The sequence below is a fragment of the Nocardia colli genome (genome assembly GCF_008704205.1).
Lineage (GTDB): Bacteria > Actinomycetota > Actinomycetes > Mycobacteriales > Mycobacteriaceae > Nocardia > Nocardia colli.
In genome coordinates, this window is sequence record NZ_VXLC01000015.1 from 216,820 (window position 1) to 233,850 (window position 17,031).

General features: G+C 68.3%; 13 protein-coding genes. 12 read left to right on the forward strand and 1 reads right to left on the reverse strand.

The features are described from left to right. Positions 1–5: 5 nt before the first annotated feature. From F3087_RS28100 to F3087_RS28155, 12 genes are all read left to right on the forward strand, one after another. Entirely contained in the window at positions 6–1,202 is a 1,197-nt protein-coding gene (locus F3087_RS28100; protein WP_150405060.1) for an MFS transporter, read from the forward strand. A 291-nt stretch (positions 1,203–1,493) separates the two neighbouring features. After that, positions 1,494–1,994: a VOC family protein gene (locus F3087_RS28105; protein ID WP_223885401.1), complete on the forward strand. Its 501-nt coding sequence runs from the start codon at positions 1,494–1,496 to the stop codon at positions 1,992–1,994. Continuing rightward, on the forward strand, positions 1,991–2,896 hold the full coding sequence (locus F3087_RS28110; protein WP_223885402.1) for an L-tyrosine 3-hydroxylase: 906 nt from the start codon (positions 1,991–1,993) through the stop codon (positions 2,894–2,896). Before F3087_RS28105 ends, F3087_RS28110 begins: the two co-directional genes overlap by 4 nt. Beyond that, on the forward strand, positions 2,893–3,777 hold the full coding sequence (locus F3087_RS28115; RefSeq protein ID WP_150405061.1) for an LLM class flavin-dependent oxidoreductase: 885 nt from the start codon (positions 2,893–2,895) through the stop codon (positions 3,775–3,777). Before F3087_RS28110 ends, F3087_RS28115 begins: the two co-directional genes overlap by 4 nt. Further along, positions 3,777–4,610, forward strand: coding sequence for a phenazine biosynthesis protein PhzF (locus F3087_RS28120; RefSeq protein ID WP_223885403.1), 834 nt, complete (start codon positions 3,777–3,779; stop codon positions 4,608–4,610). The genes F3087_RS28115 and F3087_RS28120 overlap by 1 nt, the downstream gene beginning before the upstream one ends. Further along, positions 4,607–5,836 (forward strand): aminotransferase class V-fold PLP-dependent enzyme, encoded by a 1,230-nt coding sequence (locus tag F3087_RS28125; RefSeq protein WP_223885404.1) that lies wholly within the window; start codon positions 4,607–4,609, stop codon positions 5,834–5,836. The genes F3087_RS28120 and F3087_RS28125 overlap by 4 nt, the downstream gene beginning before the upstream one ends. Continuing rightward, positions 5,833–6,633 (forward strand): tryptophan 2,3-dioxygenase, encoded by an 801-nt coding sequence (locus F3087_RS28130; protein ID WP_150405063.1) that lies wholly within the window; start codon positions 5,833–5,835, stop codon positions 6,631–6,633. Before F3087_RS28125 ends, F3087_RS28130 begins: the two co-directional genes overlap by 4 nt. Positions 6,634–6,683: 50 nt before the next feature. Further along, entirely contained in the window at positions 6,684–7,748 is a 1,065-nt protein-coding gene (locus F3087_RS28135) for a methyltransferase (RefSeq protein WP_150405064.1), read from the forward strand. Then, positions 7,741–8,631 (forward strand): alpha/beta hydrolase, encoded by an 891-nt coding sequence (locus tag F3087_RS28140; protein ID WP_150405065.1) that lies wholly within the window; start codon positions 7,741–7,743, stop codon positions 8,629–8,631. The genes F3087_RS28135 and F3087_RS28140 overlap by 8 nt, the downstream gene beginning before the upstream one ends. Beyond that, positions 8,628–10,460 (forward strand): non-ribosomal peptide synthetase, encoded by a 1,833-nt coding sequence (locus F3087_RS28145; RefSeq protein ID WP_150405066.1) that lies wholly within the window; start codon positions 8,628–8,630, stop codon positions 10,458–10,460. Before F3087_RS28140 ends, F3087_RS28145 begins: the two co-directional genes overlap by 4 nt. 1 nt (position 10,461) lies before the next feature. After that, the gene (locus F3087_RS28150) at positions 10,462–14,811 is read left to right on the forward strand and encodes a non-ribosomal peptide synthetase family protein (protein WP_150405067.1); all 4,350 of its coding nucleotides are present in this window, start codon (positions 10,462–10,464) and stop codon (positions 14,809–14,811) included. Continuing rightward, positions 14,804–16,213 carry an FAD-dependent oxidoreductase gene (locus F3087_RS28155; protein ID WP_150405068.1) on the forward strand — a complete coding sequence of 470 codons (1,410 nt, stop codon included), beginning with the start codon at positions 14,804–14,806 and terminating at the stop codon, positions 16,211–16,213. The genes F3087_RS28150 and F3087_RS28155 overlap by 8 nt, the downstream gene beginning before the upstream one ends. A 10-nt stretch (positions 16,214–16,223) precedes the next feature. On the opposite strand, the gene F3087_RS28160 is transcribed toward F3087_RS28155, so the two are convergent. Then, on the reverse strand, positions 16,224–16,952 hold the full coding sequence (locus F3087_RS28160; protein ID WP_396897587.1) for a response regulator transcription factor: 729 nt from the start codon (positions 16,950–16,952) through the stop codon (positions 16,224–16,226). Between the last annotated feature and the right edge of the window lie 79 nt (positions 16,953–17,031).

The following is a 17,031-nucleotide window of genomic DNA, read 5'->3' on the forward strand; positions in this document are numbered from 1 at the left end:
GTGCCATGCCGTTCGCCGTATATGTGTTGGGCCTGGGCGTCTTCTGCCTCAACACCACCGAAATCATGGTCGCTGGGCTGATTCCCGGCATGTCGAGCGACCTCGGTGTCTCCATCGCCGCCATCGGCTACCTCGTCTCGATCTTCGCCTTCGGCATGGTCGTCGGCGGGCCGGCCCTGATTGTCGGCCTGTCGAAGGTGCCGCAGAAGAAGTCGCTGATCTGGCTGCTCGTGGTGTTCGTGGTCGGGCAGACGATCGGCGCTCTGGCGCAAGACTATTGGGTGCTGGTGATCGCCCGGGTGGTGACCGCGCTGGCCGCCTCGGCGTTCTTCGGCGTCGGCGCCGCGGTCTGCGTGCGTCTCGTCGGCGCCGAACGGCGCGGACGCGCCATGTCGGTGCTGTACGGCGGCATGATGGTCGCTCAGGTCGTCGGCCTGCCGCTGGCCACCTTCATCGAGCAGCACTTCGGTTGGCGGGCCAGCTTCTGGCTGGTCGACGCGCTGGCGGTGGTGTGCATCGCCGCGGTCGTGGCGCTGGTCCCGTCCGGCGGCAATACCCAGACCATGGACTTCCGATCGGAGGTCCCGGCCTTCCGGAACCTGCGGCTGTGGGGCGCGTACGCGACCAATGCCCTGGTCATCGGCTCGGTCGTGGCCGGATTCACCTATCTGTCACCGATTTTCACCGATGCCACGCACTTCGCGCCGGCCACGGTGCCACTGTTGTTCGCCGTGTACGGGATCGCCACCGTGGTGGGCAATGCCGTCGTCGGCCGGTTCGCGGACCGGTACACGCGGCCGATCCTGTTCGCGGGCTTGATCGCATTGATGCTGGTACTCGCGGGTTTCGCGCTGTGCGTCGAGTACAAAGCGCCGACGATCGCCGCCACCGTACTGCTCGGCCTGATCGGCCTGCCGCTCAACCCGGCCATGGCGGCCAGGGTGATGTCGGTGTCCAACGAGGGTGCACTGGTCAACACCGTCAACGGGTCCGCCATCAACATCGGTGTCGTCATCGGCCCGTGGCTCGGCGGCATCGGGATCAGCGCCGGGCTCGGCCTCACCGCGCCGCTCTGGATCGGCGCCGCCATGGCGCTGGGCGGACTGCTGACGCTGATACCTGATCTGCTGCAACGCAATCAGGCCCCTGCGCAGACGGCGATGCAGCCGGTTCGCGCCGAGGAAGCCGGACAGAGCTCGTAGCCGCCGTCAATTCAGTTGCGGCGTATTATGTTTCATAGCTGAACCGGCCAGTTGGGCGGCGTCGCAGTGTGCGCGCCGCCCAATTGAACTCGAATCATCCAGCGCGCCGGAGTAACCGGTTTCGAGCGCATTAAACCCCTGCTGGTCAAAGGTTTTCGACAAGTGCCGACAACTGTTGTCTGACAGCGATTTAAGAGTTTCTTGAACCCCATTTGATTGCCCCTGACCTCGCTCTCCGTCGAGTATGGAAGGTGCTGGGACATTCCCTCCCACAGCGGTGAGGGACCCGCCATGAGCACATTCGCGACGGAAAGGCATCCGATGCACGGGCTTGACATCGCGCCGAGATTTCACCACCTCGCCATTCAGACCGACGACGTGGACGCCACGATCCGGTGGTACCAGGAATTCCTCGGCGCCACGGTGGAATGGAAGCTCGACAGCTTCTCGCCACTCACTCTCGAGCGACTGCCGGGAATCGAGAAGCTGGTCGAGCTGAAAACGGGGGACGTGCGATTCCACGTCTTCGACCGGGCCGCGCACACGCAGGGCGCCCCGGACCCGCTCGGCTACCAATATCAACACGTCGGTATCACCGTGGACCGGCCGGAAGACCTTGTCGCACTTCGGGAGCAGTGGCTGAAGGCGCGAGCGTCCACCGACCTGCACTGGGCCAGAGACGAGGCGCCGTCCGACATCGTGACCGACGCGGACGGCATGCAGAGCCTGTACGTGGTCGATCCGAACGGCCTCGAAATGGAATTCCTCTACTTTCCTGGAGCAGGGTCGTGAGTCGTAACGGACATGAGTCGAAGGGCCGCCGGCCGCCCGCATTGCAGCCCCACGTGCTGTTCATGCCGCCGCTGGGCGACGGCTTCGAGGGATCAGCGGACGCGGACAACGATGCCGCGGCCGCCGACCGGGAAATGCTGGACTACAAGGTATTCGGCGCGCAGCCGGTCGAAGCGGAACGGCTGTTCTGGTACCGCTGGATAGCCGGTCACCAGATTTCGTTCCTGATGTGGCGGGCCATGTGCGACGTGGTGTGGCTGCACGCCGACGAGGACGCCGAGAAGCCCGGCGAGCGCGAGCTCGACCTGCTGTCCGCCTGCGTCGACGGGTACAGCGCGATGCTGCTCTACTCCTCGACCGTTCCGCGGGAGCACTATCACGCCGATATCCGGGCGCGAATGGCGTTGCAGCACCCCGCATTCAGCGGCACCTGGGCGCCGGACTATCGACCGGTGCGCCGGATCTTCCGCGGCAAGATGCCCTGGCAGGACGATCCGGCGTGCGCCGCGCTCGACGCGGCCGTCGCCCGCAACGAGGCGACGCACAGTCACATCGCCGATCATCTGGTGCCGGACGGTCATTCGCTGTTGCAGAAATCCGCCGGCGCACCCGGCGTCAGCGTCTCCCGGGAGAAGGAAGACCTCTACGACAACTTCTTCCTGACCGTCCGGCGCCCGGTCAGCCACGCCGAATTCGCGGCCCAGCTCGATGCCCGGATCGCGGATCTCACCGCGGACCTGCGGCACAACGGCCTCTACCCCGACGTCGACGGCCACCATCACCCGGTCGTCACCGCGGAGTCCGACGCGGTGATGCGACCGCTGGTCGCCGACATCCTGCACGTGCTGGATCGGGCGGCCCGGCTGGTATCGGACATGCGACTCGAGGAGGCGCGCCGATGAAGCACGGCATTGTCCTACTGCCCGAGCACGAGTGGAAGGTCGCCGCCGACCGGTGGCGCGCCGCCGAACAGCTCGGCTACCAGCACGCCTGGACCTACGACCACCTGATGTGGCGCTGGCTCGCGGATCGCCCGTGGTACGGCTCGATTCCGACGCTCACGGCCGCGGCCACCGTCACCAGTTCCATCGGCCTCGGCGTGCTCGTGGCCACCCCGAACTTCCGCAACCCGGTCGCGCTCGCCAAGGAACTCGTGACCGTCGACGACATCGCGAACGGCCGGCTGATCTGCGGACTCGGCTCCGGCGCACCGGGATTCGATGTGAGCATCCTCGGTGGGCCGGACCTCGGCCCGCGCGAGCGCGCCGATCGATTCGAGGCGTTCGTCGAACTCCTCGACACCGTGCTCGCCCGAGGCTCCGTGACAAAGGTGTCACGCTGGTACACCGCGGCGGGCGTCGACTTCCATCCGCGCGCCGGCGACGCGCCGCGCCTGCCCTTCGCCGTGGCCGCGACCGGCCCGCGGGGCATGGCGCTGGCCGCCCGGTTCGCGCGGTACTGGGTCACGTCCGGACCGCCCAACGACTTCCGCATGCGGCCGCTGCGCGAGGTCGTGCCCATGGTGCGAGACCAGGTGCGCGGCATCGACGCCGCGTGCGAGCGGGCGGGCCGGGACCCGGCCACCCTGGGCAAGCTGTTCGTCGCAGACGCGGCGGTGGGCGGGATCACCGGTTCGCTGGCCGCCTACGAGGACGCCGCGGGCGAGCTCGAAGCGGCCGGCATCACCGATCTGGTCGTGCACTGGCCGCGCCTCGATCAGCCGTATCAGGGCGACGAACAGGTCGTCATCGATTTCGCCGAGAAGCATTTGGGAGGCGAGTGATGCGAGTACTACGCGTGGACATGTTCGGCGCGGCGCCCGGCCGGGGGAGCACCTTGGATGTGCTGATCCCCGCGGGCCGGTGCGACGACGGCGTGGTGGCGGAGGCCGCCGAGTATGCGCGCCAAGGCAATTCGGACGAGAGCGCCCTGGTGAGCGAATGCTCCCCGGCGCAACAGACTTTCGGGTCGCGAATCTTCAACACCGATGGTGAGACGCCGTTCGGCACGCATTCGCTGGCCGGGGTGGCCGCCTGCCTGGTCGGCACCGGTCAGCTGGCGCCGGGCGACGTCGGCCGGAAGGCCGAGGTCGGCTGCCAATGGTTGTGGACCGACGGCCGCGACGTACGGGTGCCGTTCGACGGACCCGTTGTGCACGAACCGATTCCGCACGACCCGGCGTTGTTCGGCTGGCGCCGGGGAACCTCGCACGCCGGTGGCGTCGGGCGGGCCTTCAACCTCGTTCGAGTCACCGAGGATCCGCGTTCCCTGCCGGTCCCGGACCTCGACCGGATGCGGGAGCTGGGTCTCACGGACCTCACTGCGTATCGCTGGGACCCGGATCGCCAGGAGGTGCTCGCCCGTGTGTTCGCGCCCGGGTTCGGCATCCCGGAGGACGCCGGCTGTCTGCCCGCGGCCGCCGCGCTCGGACTCACCGGGCTCGGCTTGACCGCGGACGGCCGGTCGCCGGTGACGGTTCGCCAGGTGACCGGAGACGGTCGCGAGTCCGTCTTCGGCTGCACCGGTGCGAGCCACGGCGACACCGCGAGCGTGCGGATCACCGGCCAGGTGTGGGTCCCCGCGATCGACGACGAGCAGAAAGTGAGTGAGGGATGAGCATTCGGTCGGAATCCGGAGCAACCATGCCGGCGCTCGATGAGGCCAGGCGCCGGGACGATCTCGATCCGCTGGCCCAGTACGCGCGCCAGTTCGCCACCGAGGGCTCCATCCACCTCAACGGGAACTCCCTCGGCCCGCCTCGCGGCAACCTCGCCGCCGAACTCGACCGCGTCGTGTCCGGCCAGTGGGCGCCGCGCCAGGTGCAGGCCTGGTTCCAGGACGGGTGGCTCGAGCTGCCCCGCACGGTCGGCGACAAGCTGGGCACGTTGCTCGGCGCCGGGCCGGGGCAGGTGCTGGTGGCCGGCGAGACCACCTCGACCACGCTGTTCAACGCGCTGACCGCCGCTTGCCGGCTGCGGCCAGACCGCCCGGTGCTGCTGATCGAGGCCGAGTCGTTCCCGACCGACCTCTACATCGCGAATTCGGTGGCCCGGCTCCTGGACCGCGAGCTCGTGGTCGAGTCGCGGGCCGGCTTCGATGAATACTTGCGGGACAACGGCACTCAGGTGGCGGCGGCGCTCGCCGCACCCGTGGACTTCCGCACGGGGGAGCGGCGCGAGATCCGCCCGATCACCGCGCTGTGTCACGCGGTAGGGGCCGTGTCGGTGTGGGATCTCAGCCACGCCACCGGCGTGCTGCCGGTCGATCTCGACGCGAATGCGGTCGACCTGGCCGTCGGGTGCGGGTACAAGTACCTCGGCGGTGGCCCGGGCGCACCGGCTTTCACCTACGTCCCCACCAGACTCCAATCGACCGTGGACTTTCCGCTGGCCGGCTGGCACGGGCACGCCAAGCCGTTCGCGATGACGCAGACGTTCATCCCGGCCGACGACATCGATCGGGCCCGCACCGGCACGCCGCCGCTGCTGAGCCTGGTCGGGCTGAATCATGCGCTCGCCCCGTTGGTCGAGGTCGGGATCCACGAATTGCACCGGCGTTCCCGGGATCTCGGCGAGTTCTTCCTCGAGTGCCTCGACGGCAGCCGCCCGGAGTTGCTGGATCAGCTCGCCTCCCCGCGCGACGCGGACCGCCGCGGTGGTCATCTCGCGTTGCGAATTCCGCAGGCGGACAAGGTCGAAAGCGCGCTCGCGGACAGCGGCGTGCTGGTCGACGCCCGCCCACCGGACCTGATCCGCTTCGCCTTCGCGCCGCTGTACGTGACGCACGAACAGGTGTCGCGGGCGGCCGACGCACTGTGCCGTGCCGTGGAGGGAGGGCGATGACCCGCGCACCCGAATATGTTGCGCCCGAGTACGTGACCTACGCGCACATGGACGAACTGCACGAGTTGCAGGTCCCGCGCAGCGAGGCCCGCGGCGAGCTGAACTTCATCCTGATCAGTCACGTGAAGGAGCTGCTGTTCCGCGCGGTGATCGACGATCTCGACACCGCCCGCCGCGCCTTGGCCCGCGACGACGTCGCCGGCACCTGCCTGGCGCTGGCCCGGGCGACCCGCACCCAGCGGGTGCTGGTGGCCTGCTGGGAGTCGATGAACGGCATGTCGGTCGACGAATTCGTGGCGTTCCGGGAGGTGCTCAACGACGCCTCCGGCACCCAGTCCTTCGCCTACCGTGCCCTGGAGTTCGTGATGGGCAACCGGCCGCGGCGGCAGGTGGAGGCGGCGATGCGGGACGGGCACGCGATGCTGCGAGCCGAACTGCTGGAGCCGTCGTTGTACGACGCGGTGCTGCAACATCTTGCCCGGCAAGGATTTTCGGTTCCCATCGAGTGTCTCGAGAAGCCGTCGGCGCAACAGCACGAGGCCGATCCGCTGGTCGAGGACGTGTGGCTGGAGATCTATCGGCACCCGGACCGGCATCCCGACGCGCACCGGCTGGCGGAGGCCCTGCTGGAGGTCGCGTACCAGTTCTCGCACTGGCGGGCCACCCACCTGCTCGTGGTCGAGCGGATGCTCGGCGGCAAGAGCGGGACGGCCGGCACCGACGGGGCACCGTGGCTCCGCGCCATCAACGAACACCGCTTCTTCCCGGAACTGTGGACCTTCCGCACCCGGCTCTAGACGCGCAGACCTCAGACAAATACCCCGACTGCTGGAGGAACACGATCACGATGACGGAAATGAAGACCGAGCTGACGAAACCGGTCGACCTCACCTCGCTTGTCCCGGTGTTGTTCGGATTCGCTGCTTTTCAGCAGCTGCGCGCGGCCTCGGAATTGCAATTGTTCGAATACCTCGACCTGAACGGCCCGTCCACCAGCGACCAGGCCGCCGAGGGGCTGGGGCTGCCCGCCAAATCCGCGCGTCAGCTGCTGCTCGGCACCACCTCGCTCGGCCTGACCGACCGTGCGGGCGACGAGTACACGCTGAGCGCGATGCTGCACGACGCGATGGCCGACGGCACTTGGCCGCTCATCCGCAACATCATCGACTTCCAGCAGCGGCTGACCTACCTGCCCGCGAAGGAATACGCCGAGTCGCTGCGGACCGGCAAGAACCTGGGTCTCAAGCACCTGCCCGGCAAGGGAAACGACCTCTACACCCGGCTCGAGCAGACGCCGGAATTGGAGGCGCTGTTCTTCCGCGGCATGCATTCCTGGTCGGAGCTGTCCAATCCGGTGCTGCTGCACCAGGTCGACTACAGCACCGTGACCAAGATTCTGGATGTCGGCGGCGGCGACGCGGTGAATGCGATCGCGCTCGCCCAGGCGCATCCGCACTTGAAGATCACGGTGTTCGATCTCGAGGGCGCCGTCGAGGTGGCCGGCGACAATATCGCGGCCGCCGGGCTCGGTGATCGGATCGACGTCGTGGCCGGCAATATGTTCGGCGATCCGCTGCCGCGCGGATATGACGCCGCGCTGTTCGCGCATCAGTTCGTGATCTGGTCGCCGGAGCAGAATCGGGCGCTGCTCGAGCGGGCGCACGCGGCGCTGCCGCCGGGCGGCCGGGTGATCGTGTTCAACGCGTTCGCCGACGACGACGGGCGCGGCCCGCTCTACACCGCGCTGGACAACGTCTACTTCGCCACGTTGCCGTCCGAGGAGTCGACCATCTATCCGTGGCGTGAGCACGAAGAGTGGCTCGTCGCTGCGGGATTCGGCGACATCAAGCGGATTCGCAACGAGGGCTGGACGCCGCACGGAGTCATCGAAGGGCGCAAGTCCGATGAGTGAGCCCACCCTGCTGGACCGCGAGTACTCGCCGAGTTCGGTCGCGCGGCACATGGACGGGTCGCTGCGGCGGTACCGGACGCTCAGCGACGCCGCCCGGTCCGAGCTGGACGTGCACATCGCCGTGCCGTACGGCGAGGGCCACGGCGAGCGCTGTCACGTGTTTCCCGCTGTGCCGCAAGGCACTCGGGGACCGCGGACGCCGGCGCTGGTGTTCGTGCACGGCGGGCACTGGCAGGAGTCCGGCATCGACGACGCCTGCTTCGCCGCCGAGCACGCGGTGGCGCACGGATGTGCCTATGTCGCCGTGGGTTACGGGCTCGCGCCGGATCGCACGGTACCCGGCATGATCGGCTCGGTGGTCCGGGCGCTCGACTGGCTGGTCACCACCGGGCCGATGCTCGGGATCGATCCGGAGCAGCTGCACGTGGCCGGTAGCAGCGCGGGCGCGCATCTGCTCGCCGCGGCGCTGACCGGTGAGGATGCGCCCCGAGTGCGCACCGCGTGCCTGCTCAGCGGCCTGTACGACCTCACCGAGATCCCGGAAACCTACGTCAACGACGCCGTCCGGTTGACCCCCGAACTCGCCCGCGAATGCAGCCCGCTGCGGATGCCGGCGCCGCGTTGTGACTCGGTCCTGCTCGCCGCCGGACGACACGAGACCCGTACCTATCTGCATCAGCATGCGGCATACGCGGAACATCTTGCCGCGCAGTCGGTCCCGGTGAGCGCGCAGATCGTGCCCGAGCGGGACCACTTCGACCTGCCGCTGGATCTGGCCGACCCGTCGACCCCGTTCGGCCGGACCAGTCTGCGGCACCTCGGCCTGGCGCCGCGCCGCCGAGGCGCATCAACACCGGAAGGAACGGTGACATCAGCGCGATGAAACCCACACTGACCGCCCCGGAGTCCGCCAGCACGGGCTCGGCCGAGGGCGCGACCACCGAGACCATCGTCGACGCGTTCGTGCGTGCGGCGCGCGAATATGCCGACCGGGAGGCGATTTCCGACGGCGACACCACGCTGACCTATGCCGAACTGGACAACGTCAGCAGCCAGATCGCGCGGGCGTTGCGTGATCGTGGACTGACGCCGGGGGCGCGGGTGGGGGTGCAGCTCGAGCGCAGCCTGGCCACGTATCAGGTGTTCCTCGGCATTCTCAAGGCCGGGCTCGTGGTGGTGCCGTTCAATCCGGTCCATCCGGCCGAGCACAAGTCGCGGATGTATCAGGTCGCTGAGCCGGTGCTTACCGTGACGGACTCCGCTGCGGCAGAAGGGTTTCCGGAGGATTCATGTCTGCCGGTCAGTGCTCTGCTGGCGGCTGCCGAGTCGTTGTCCACCGAATCCGGACCGTCTGCGGTCACGGCGGCGGCACCGGCGTTCATCCTGTTCACGTCCGGTTCGACCGGAGTACCCAAAGGCGTCGTGATCGCGCATCGCGGAATCGCCCGGGTCTCGCAGCATCTCGTCGGCTTCACCCCTGGCCCGGAGGATCGGTTCCTGCAACTCGCGCAGCCCGCGTTCGCGGCGTCGACCACCGACATCTGGACCTGCCTGCTGCGTGGTGGCCGGCTGACCATCGCGCCGCAGGAGATGCCGCCGCTCGGTGAGCTGGCGAGAGTGATCGCGCGCGAGCGGATCACCGTGCTGAACCTCTCGGTCGGACTGTTCAATTTGCTCGTCGAGCATCATTCCGAGGACCTCACACACGTCCGGACGGTGATCGTCAGCGGTGACTTCCCGTCCGCGTCGCACCTCCAGCGCGCGCTGGCGGTTATCGACGGCGACGTGTTCAACGCGTTCGGCTGCACGGAGAACTCCGCGCTGACCGCGGTCCACAAGATCACCCAGGCGGACCTGTCCGATGCCGAGATTCCGGTCGGCAGGCCGATGCCGACCGTCGAGATGTCGGTACGTGACGAGCATTTGGAACAGTGCCGGCCCGACCGGATCGGCGAGCTGTGCATCGCCGGGGACGGTGTGGCGCTCGGCTATCTCGGCGATCCGGAGCAGACCGAGCGGAAGTTCGTCCGGCACGACGGGCACCGGCTGCTGCGCACCGGCGATCTGGCCAAGCTGACCACCGACGGGGAGATCGTGCTCGCCGGGCGGACCGACCAGATGGTGAAGGTGCGCGGATTCCGGGTGGAGCCACGGCATGTCGAGGTGACCGCGGAGGCGTTCCCCGGCGTTCAGCAGGCGGTGGCGCAGGCCGTGCCGAGCGGCGGTGCGGCGGATCAGCTCGCGCTGTGGTGCGTGCCGGCGACCGGACACGAACTCGCGGAACGAGATCTGACCGAGTATCTGCGAAATCAGTTGCCCGACTACATGGTTCCGTCGATGGTCCTGGTCGTCGACGCCTTTCCACGCAACGCCAACGGCAAGATCGACCGCAAGGAACTCGGCACGCGGCTCGCGGAGCACAGCGTGGACGAGGCCCCGGAGGGCGTGGACACGAGTGTCCCCGTGCGGACCGAACCCGAGGACCGGATCGCCGCGGTCGTCCGCTCGTCGCTGGCCGACATCACCAAGACCGACGAGCTCGACCTGGATGCCGGGCTGATCGAAAGCGGTGTCACCTCACTGCAATTGATCGACCTCGGCGCCCGGCTCGAGGACCTGTCGGGCGTCGAACTGGCCCCCGACGAGATTGTCGGCGCGGGCACCGTGCGCGGTGTCGCCGACCTGATCCGCACCAAGCGTGCGCGAGGCTGACATGACGGCTACCGATCAACACACATCGAACGGCGCAGAACGCCGGCCGGCGTCCCCGGCCCAGCCCGGTCTGTGGTTCGACAGCATCTACGGCGCGGATCCGACGGCGTACAACCAGCCACTGGTGCTGCGGTTGGGCATTCAGCTCGAGCACCGCCACCTCGTCGAGGCGCTGGCCGTGGTGCACCGGGACCATGCCGCGCTGCGCACCACCTTCGATCTGGACGCCGACGGCGAGCTGCGCCAAGTGGTGCACCGCGAGCTGGCGCCGGAGATCGACGTGCGCGACCATCCCGGTGGTGACCTCGATGCGTGGGTGACCGAACAGGTGGCCGAGATCGCCGGGGTCGCTTTCGATCTGCGCGCGGGTCCGCTCGCCCGGGTCCGGCATCTGCGGTTCGGCGACGCGGGCGACAGCGTGCTGGTGTTCAACATTCACCACACCGTCTTCGACGGCATGTCCTGGAAGCCGTACCTCACCCAGGTGGAAGCGGCCTACACCGCGGTGGGGCGCGGTGCCGAGCCGCCGCGGGAAGACCGCCGCCAGGCCATCGAGGCCTACGCGCGCTGGGCCGAGCTGTCCGCCGATCCCGAAACGCTGCGGTTCTGGCGGGACAAGCTCGCCGACGCCCCGGCGGCCGCACCGCTCGGCCTGCCCGCCGAGGGGCCCGCCCGGCACGTGACCCGGCAGTCGGTGCTCGATGCCGAGATGTCGGCGCGGGTGCGCGAGTTCTGCGCCGCCGAGGGCGTCACCACCAGCATGTTCTTCGTCGCCCTCAGCTTCGTGATGCTGCACCGGCAGACCGGCCAGGACCATGTCCTGCTCGGCATTCCGGTGTCAGTGCGCGGCGCGGGTGACGCGGAGGTGCTTGCCCACCTCACCAATACCGTTGTGCTGCAACACCGGCTGGCGGACGGAACCACCGCACGGGACGTGCTGCGGGCGGCGAAACAGGAGGTCCTGGAAGGGCTCCGGCATCGGCACGCGCCGCTGGAGGCGGTCCTCGGCGAGCTGCGTTCGGCCGGTGGCAGCCAGGACGGGGCCCTGTTCAACGCGATGGTCACCGTAATGCCCGCCGCCGCACGTCGATTGGACCTGCCCGACTGGGGAGTGCAGACGTGGGAGCACGAGCCGGGCGGCGCCAAATACGACCTGGCGATCCTGGTGGACGAGACCTCCGACCACTTCACGCTGGTCGTCGAGCACGCGACCGCCGCGGCCGACGGCGAGAACTTCACCGACTACCTGGCGCAGCGCCTGCGCACCCTCCTGGACAGCGTGCTCACCGACTCGGACGTGCCGGTCGACGATCTGCGCTGGACCGGTGACGCGGAGCAGCGGGCGATCGCCGAGCTGTGCGCGCGCCGCAGCGATGCGCCCGAACTCGGCACCGAGCTGACCGCCGACCTGTTCACGGCGAGCGCCGACGCTGCGAGCACTGAGCCTGCGGTGACGGTGGACGGCACCGCGATCACGTACGCCGAATTGGCAACGCGCGCAGACGCGGTCGCCGCGAACCTGGCCGCCAGGGGAGTGCGCGACGGGCAGCCGGTCGCCGTGCTGATGCGGTCGAGCCTCGAGCTGATCGCGACGGTCATCGGGATCCTGCGCGCCGGCGGCAGCTACGTCACGCTCGACGCCGATCAGCCATGGGATCGACTGAACTTCACCCTGAACGACTGTGGCGCAGAGATTCTGGTGCGCGCCCCTGAGATCGACATCGCCGAGGCCTCGCTGCCGTCTGGGCTCGAGGTCATCGATGTGACCGAAATAGCCAGCGCCGACGCCTCATTCGAGGGCCGGCGGAAGGCGCCGGAGGATGCCGCGTACATCGTGTACACGTCGGGTTCCACGGGTCGTCCCAAGGGCGTTCGGCTGCCGGAGATCACGCTGGCCAACCTCGTGCACAACCAGGCTCGCTTCACCTCGGATCTGAAGATGCGCACGTTGCAGTACATGCCGCCGGCCTTCGACGTCTTCGCCATCGAGGTCTTCGGAACCTTGTGCAACGGCGGCACTTTGGTGATCCCGCCGGTTGCCGCCCGCACCGACTTCGAGGCGCTGGCCACACTCTTCGCTGAAGAGCGGGTCGAGCGGGCGTACCTGCCGTACGTCACGCTCCGCGAGCTGGCCGCAGTGCTGCGCTCGTCCACGGTGGAACTGCCGGACCTGCGCGAGGTGTACGTCACCGGCGAACGCCTGGTGATCACCGGCGACGTGCGGGCGATGTTCCGCCGAAATCCGGAGGCCCGGCTGATCAACGCCTACGGCCCGTCCGAGGCGCATCTGTGCAGCTGGGACCAGCTTCCGGCCGACACCGAGGAATGGCCGACCATTCCGTCGATCGGCCGCGTGGTCGCCGGCGTCGACGCGTACGTGCTCGACACGGACTCGACCGGCGTGGACCGGCAGGTGCCGTTCGGCGTCGAGGGCGAACTCTGCGTCGCGGGACCGGTCGTGTCGCCAGGCTACATCGGGCTGCCGGACAAGACCCGCGAGGCCATGGTCCCCGATCCGTTTGTCGACGGCCAGCTGATGTACCGCACCGGCGATGTGGTCGTGCTCGCCCCGGACGGGCGCCTGCACTACCGCGGCCGCAAGGACGATCAGGTCAAGATCCGCGGCTACCGCGTCGAACCCGGCGAGGTCGAGGCCGCGCTGGAGCGGGAGCTGGACGTGGACGCTGCCGCCGTGATCGTCGTGTCCGAGGGTGGCGACCGCGCGCTGCAAGCTTTCGTGCAGGGCGCGGCGGAACCGCCTACGAACTGGCGCGATCGGCTCGGCGCGGTGCTGCCCGGATACATGATCCCGCGGCAGGTCACCCGCCTCGACACCATCCCGGTGACGCCGAACGGCAAGACCGATCGCCGGGCGCTGGCAGCGCTGCCCGTCGAGTCGACGGCCGGCGACACCGATCATTCCGAGGTCGCCTGGACAGACTCGGAGCAGACGATGGCCGAGCTGTGGGGCGAGGTGCTCGGCCGCCGCCCGGCGACACCGGACGACGACTTCTTCGTCCTCGGCGGCCATTCGCTGCTCGCCGCCCGCCTGCACCGGCAGGTCAAACAGCACTTCCACACCGATGTAGCGCTGTCGACGCTGCTGAGCACGCCCACCCCGCGCGGCATGACGAAGAGCCTCGCCGACCGCTATGCCGCTGCCGCACCGGACCTTTCCACGGACGCCGAACTGCACGATCTCGTCGTGGGGGAGCGGCGCGAGCCCGAGCATGGCACGGTATTCCTCACCGGCGCAACGGGTTTCCTCGGCAGCCACCTGCTCGACGAACTGCTCCGCACCGAACAGCGGGTGCGCTGTCTGGTCCGCGCGGACACCGTCGCGGACGGCCGCGACCGCCTGCGCCGCACCTTCCGCAAGTTCGCGCTCGACCCCTCCGGACTCGACGAGGTGGACGTCTGCCTCGGCGATCTCGACCAGCCGCGGTTCGGTCTGGGCGACGACTACGACACCGTGGCCCGCGACGTGACCGAGGTCTATCACGCTGCGGCACATATCAATTTCGTGGTTCCGTATCACACGGTCAAGCGCACGAACGTCGACGGACTGCGGCACCTGCTCGACTTCTGCGGGATCAATCGCACTCCGCTGCGCCTGATCTCGACGCTCGGCGTCTTCCCGCCCGACTCGACCTCCGGTCAGGTCGGCGAGGACACGGTGCCGGGCGACCCCGGGTCCCTGGGCATCGGATACTCGCAAAGTAAGTGGGTCGCAGAGCAACTCGCGTTCCGGGCGCGGGCGGCCGGGCTGCCGGTCACCGTGCACCGCGTGGGCCGCATCGCCGGCCATCGCCGGACCGGCGCGTGCCGGCACGATGACTTCTTCTGGTTGCAGATGAAGGGTTTCGCGCTGCTCGGCTGCTACCCCGACGACATCGTGGAGTCGCCGGCGATCGATCTGTTGCCGGTGGACTACGTGGCGCGGGCCATCATCCGCCTCTCGGAAGGCAAGCCGGACAACGAGAATTGGCATCTCTACCACCCCGACGGACTCGACTGGCCGACCATCCTCGAAGCCATTCGCGCCGAAGGTTACGCGACGGAATCGGCCACCGGATCAGTCTGGATGGCCGCCCTGGAACGCGAGACCGCCGAGAACGACGACGAACGGCGCGGCCTCGGCCCGCTGGTGCCGCTCATGCGTGAGGGCGTGATGCGTCTCGGCGCGCACTCGTTCGACAACGAGAAGTCCAGGCGCGCCCTCGCCGACGTGGGATGCCCGTACCCGCAGGCGAATCCGGGCTGGATCCACCGGATGTTCGAGTACTTCCGCGCCGTCGGCGCCATCGCGCCACCGCCCGAGCGAGCTCATGGAGGAGACCAGAATGACTGAACAAGCGATGCGCTCGGTAGTGATCATCGGCGCCGGACCGGTCGGCTGCGCACTGGCCACGCTGCTGCGGCGGCAGGGTCTGGAAGTGGATCTGTTCGAGCGGCAGACCGAGTCGGCGGGCACCGGGTCCGGTCACTCGTTCAACCTCACGCTCACCTCGCGCGGGCTCGACTGCCTGCCCCAATCGGTGAAACGCCGTCTCTACCTTCAGGGCTCGGTGCTGGCCAAGCGGATCATCCATCACCGCGACGGCGCGATCTCGACGCAGGCGTACGGGACGATGTACAACCACCACCTGCTGTCCATCCCGCGCGGGATCTTGCAGGACCTGCTGCGCGATCAGGCGCTGCGCGAAGGCGCCCGGATCCATTACGGGCAGCAGTGTCTCGACGTGGACACCGCGCGACCCGCTGCGCTGCTTCAGGATCGAGACGGCTCGTCGAGCTGGGTCACCGGTGATCTGCTGGTCGGCTGCGACGGCGCCAACAGCGTGGTGCGCGACGCCATCGTCGCGGCGTATCCGAAAGATGTATGGATGACGCGGGATACGATCGCGCACGGCTATGCCGAGATCACCATGGACTACGGGGACGCCGACCCGACGGGTATGCACCTGTGGCCGCGCGGTGATCATTTCCTCCAGGCCCAGCCGAACCGGGATCAGACATTCACCACCAGTCTGTTCAAGCCGACGGCGGGAGATGATGCGCTGCGGCACTTTTCGGGGCTGCCGTCCGCCGAGTCGATCAGTGAGTACTGTGCGACCGAGTTCCCGGATGTGTTCGGCCGGATGGCGGAGGTCGGCAACGAGCTCGCCAGTAGGAGTCCGGGTCAGCTCCGGATCATCAACTGCGCCCCGTATCACCATCGGCGCGCGGTGCTGGTCGGTGATGCCGCGCATGCCGTGGTCCCGTTCTACGGGCAGGGCATCAACTGTAGTTTCGAGGACGCCGCCACGCTGGCGAGTCTGCTGGAGAAGTTCCAGGCCGCGGTCCGTTCCGAGGGCGGAACCGTCAAGACGGTCGCCGAAGTCGTGGTCGATGAATACAGCGACGTTCGGGTGCGGGCGGGACACGCGCTCGCCGAGCTGTCGATGCAAAACCTGGAGGAGCTCTCCGACCATGTGAACAGCCCGCTGTTCCTGGAGCGCAAGGCGCTGGAACGGCGGCTGCACGAGCTGCGTCCCGACTTGTACACGCCGCTCTACCAATTGGTGGCGTTCACCCACATGCCCTACGACGCGGTGCAGCGGGTGCAGCAGGAGTCGAGCGCGGTGCTGGACGCATTGTGCGCGGGGCGCGACGTGCGCGCGGACCAGGACGCCATCATCGGCGAGTTCGCCGAGCAGTACGGCGACACGTTCACCCCGCAGTTGACCCCGTCGAAGCAGCGGACGGGGTGAGGACGGCAGGCTACCCGGCGGCTCCACCGGCGCGGGCCGGCTCGGCCTGCGCCGGCTTGCCGCGGGTCGCCTCGTCGTTGAAGCGGAAGCCGACGCCGTGCACGGTGACGATCCAGTCCGGCGAGCCGAGCTTCTTGCGGACGCTGCTGAGGTGGGTGTCGATGGTCCGGCTGGCCAGCGACGTCACCTCGGCGTCCACGTCGTCATACCCCCACACCCGTTGGAGCAGTTCGGCCCGGCAGAAGACCTTCTGGGGTTCGGTGGCGAGCAGCCGGAGCAGTTCGAACTCCTTGCGGGTCAACTCGATCAGCCGGTTGCCGATTCGGACCTCGCGCAGCGCCGAGTCGATCTCCAGTTGGCCGACGATGAGCGCCGGTTGGGACATCATGTGTACGCGGCGCAGTAGTCCGCGCAGGCGAGCCATCAGCTCGCGGCTGTGATACGGCTTGACGACGCAGTCGTCGCAGCCCGCCTCCAGCGCCAGGACCTGGTCCAGTTCGAAGGACGAGAAACCGATGATCGGGATGTCGCTGGCCCGGCGAATTTCCCGGCATAGAGTGAGGCCGTCGAAGTCGGTGAAATCCAGATCGATGAGCACCACGTCGAAATCAGGATAGGACGCCATGGTTTCGGCTCCCGTAGTGGTCGGCTCGGGTTCGAAACCGTGCCGTTTCAGGTCATTGATCGTATCCTCGATCCCCTCGCAGTCCGCTACGATCAACAAGCGCGGATGAAGCAAAGCGCTCCTCCCTTCTGGTGTTGCGATTCAGTTGTCGGGCTGTTTGCCGCTGATCGCGGCCCGACGTATCGAGTCGGCC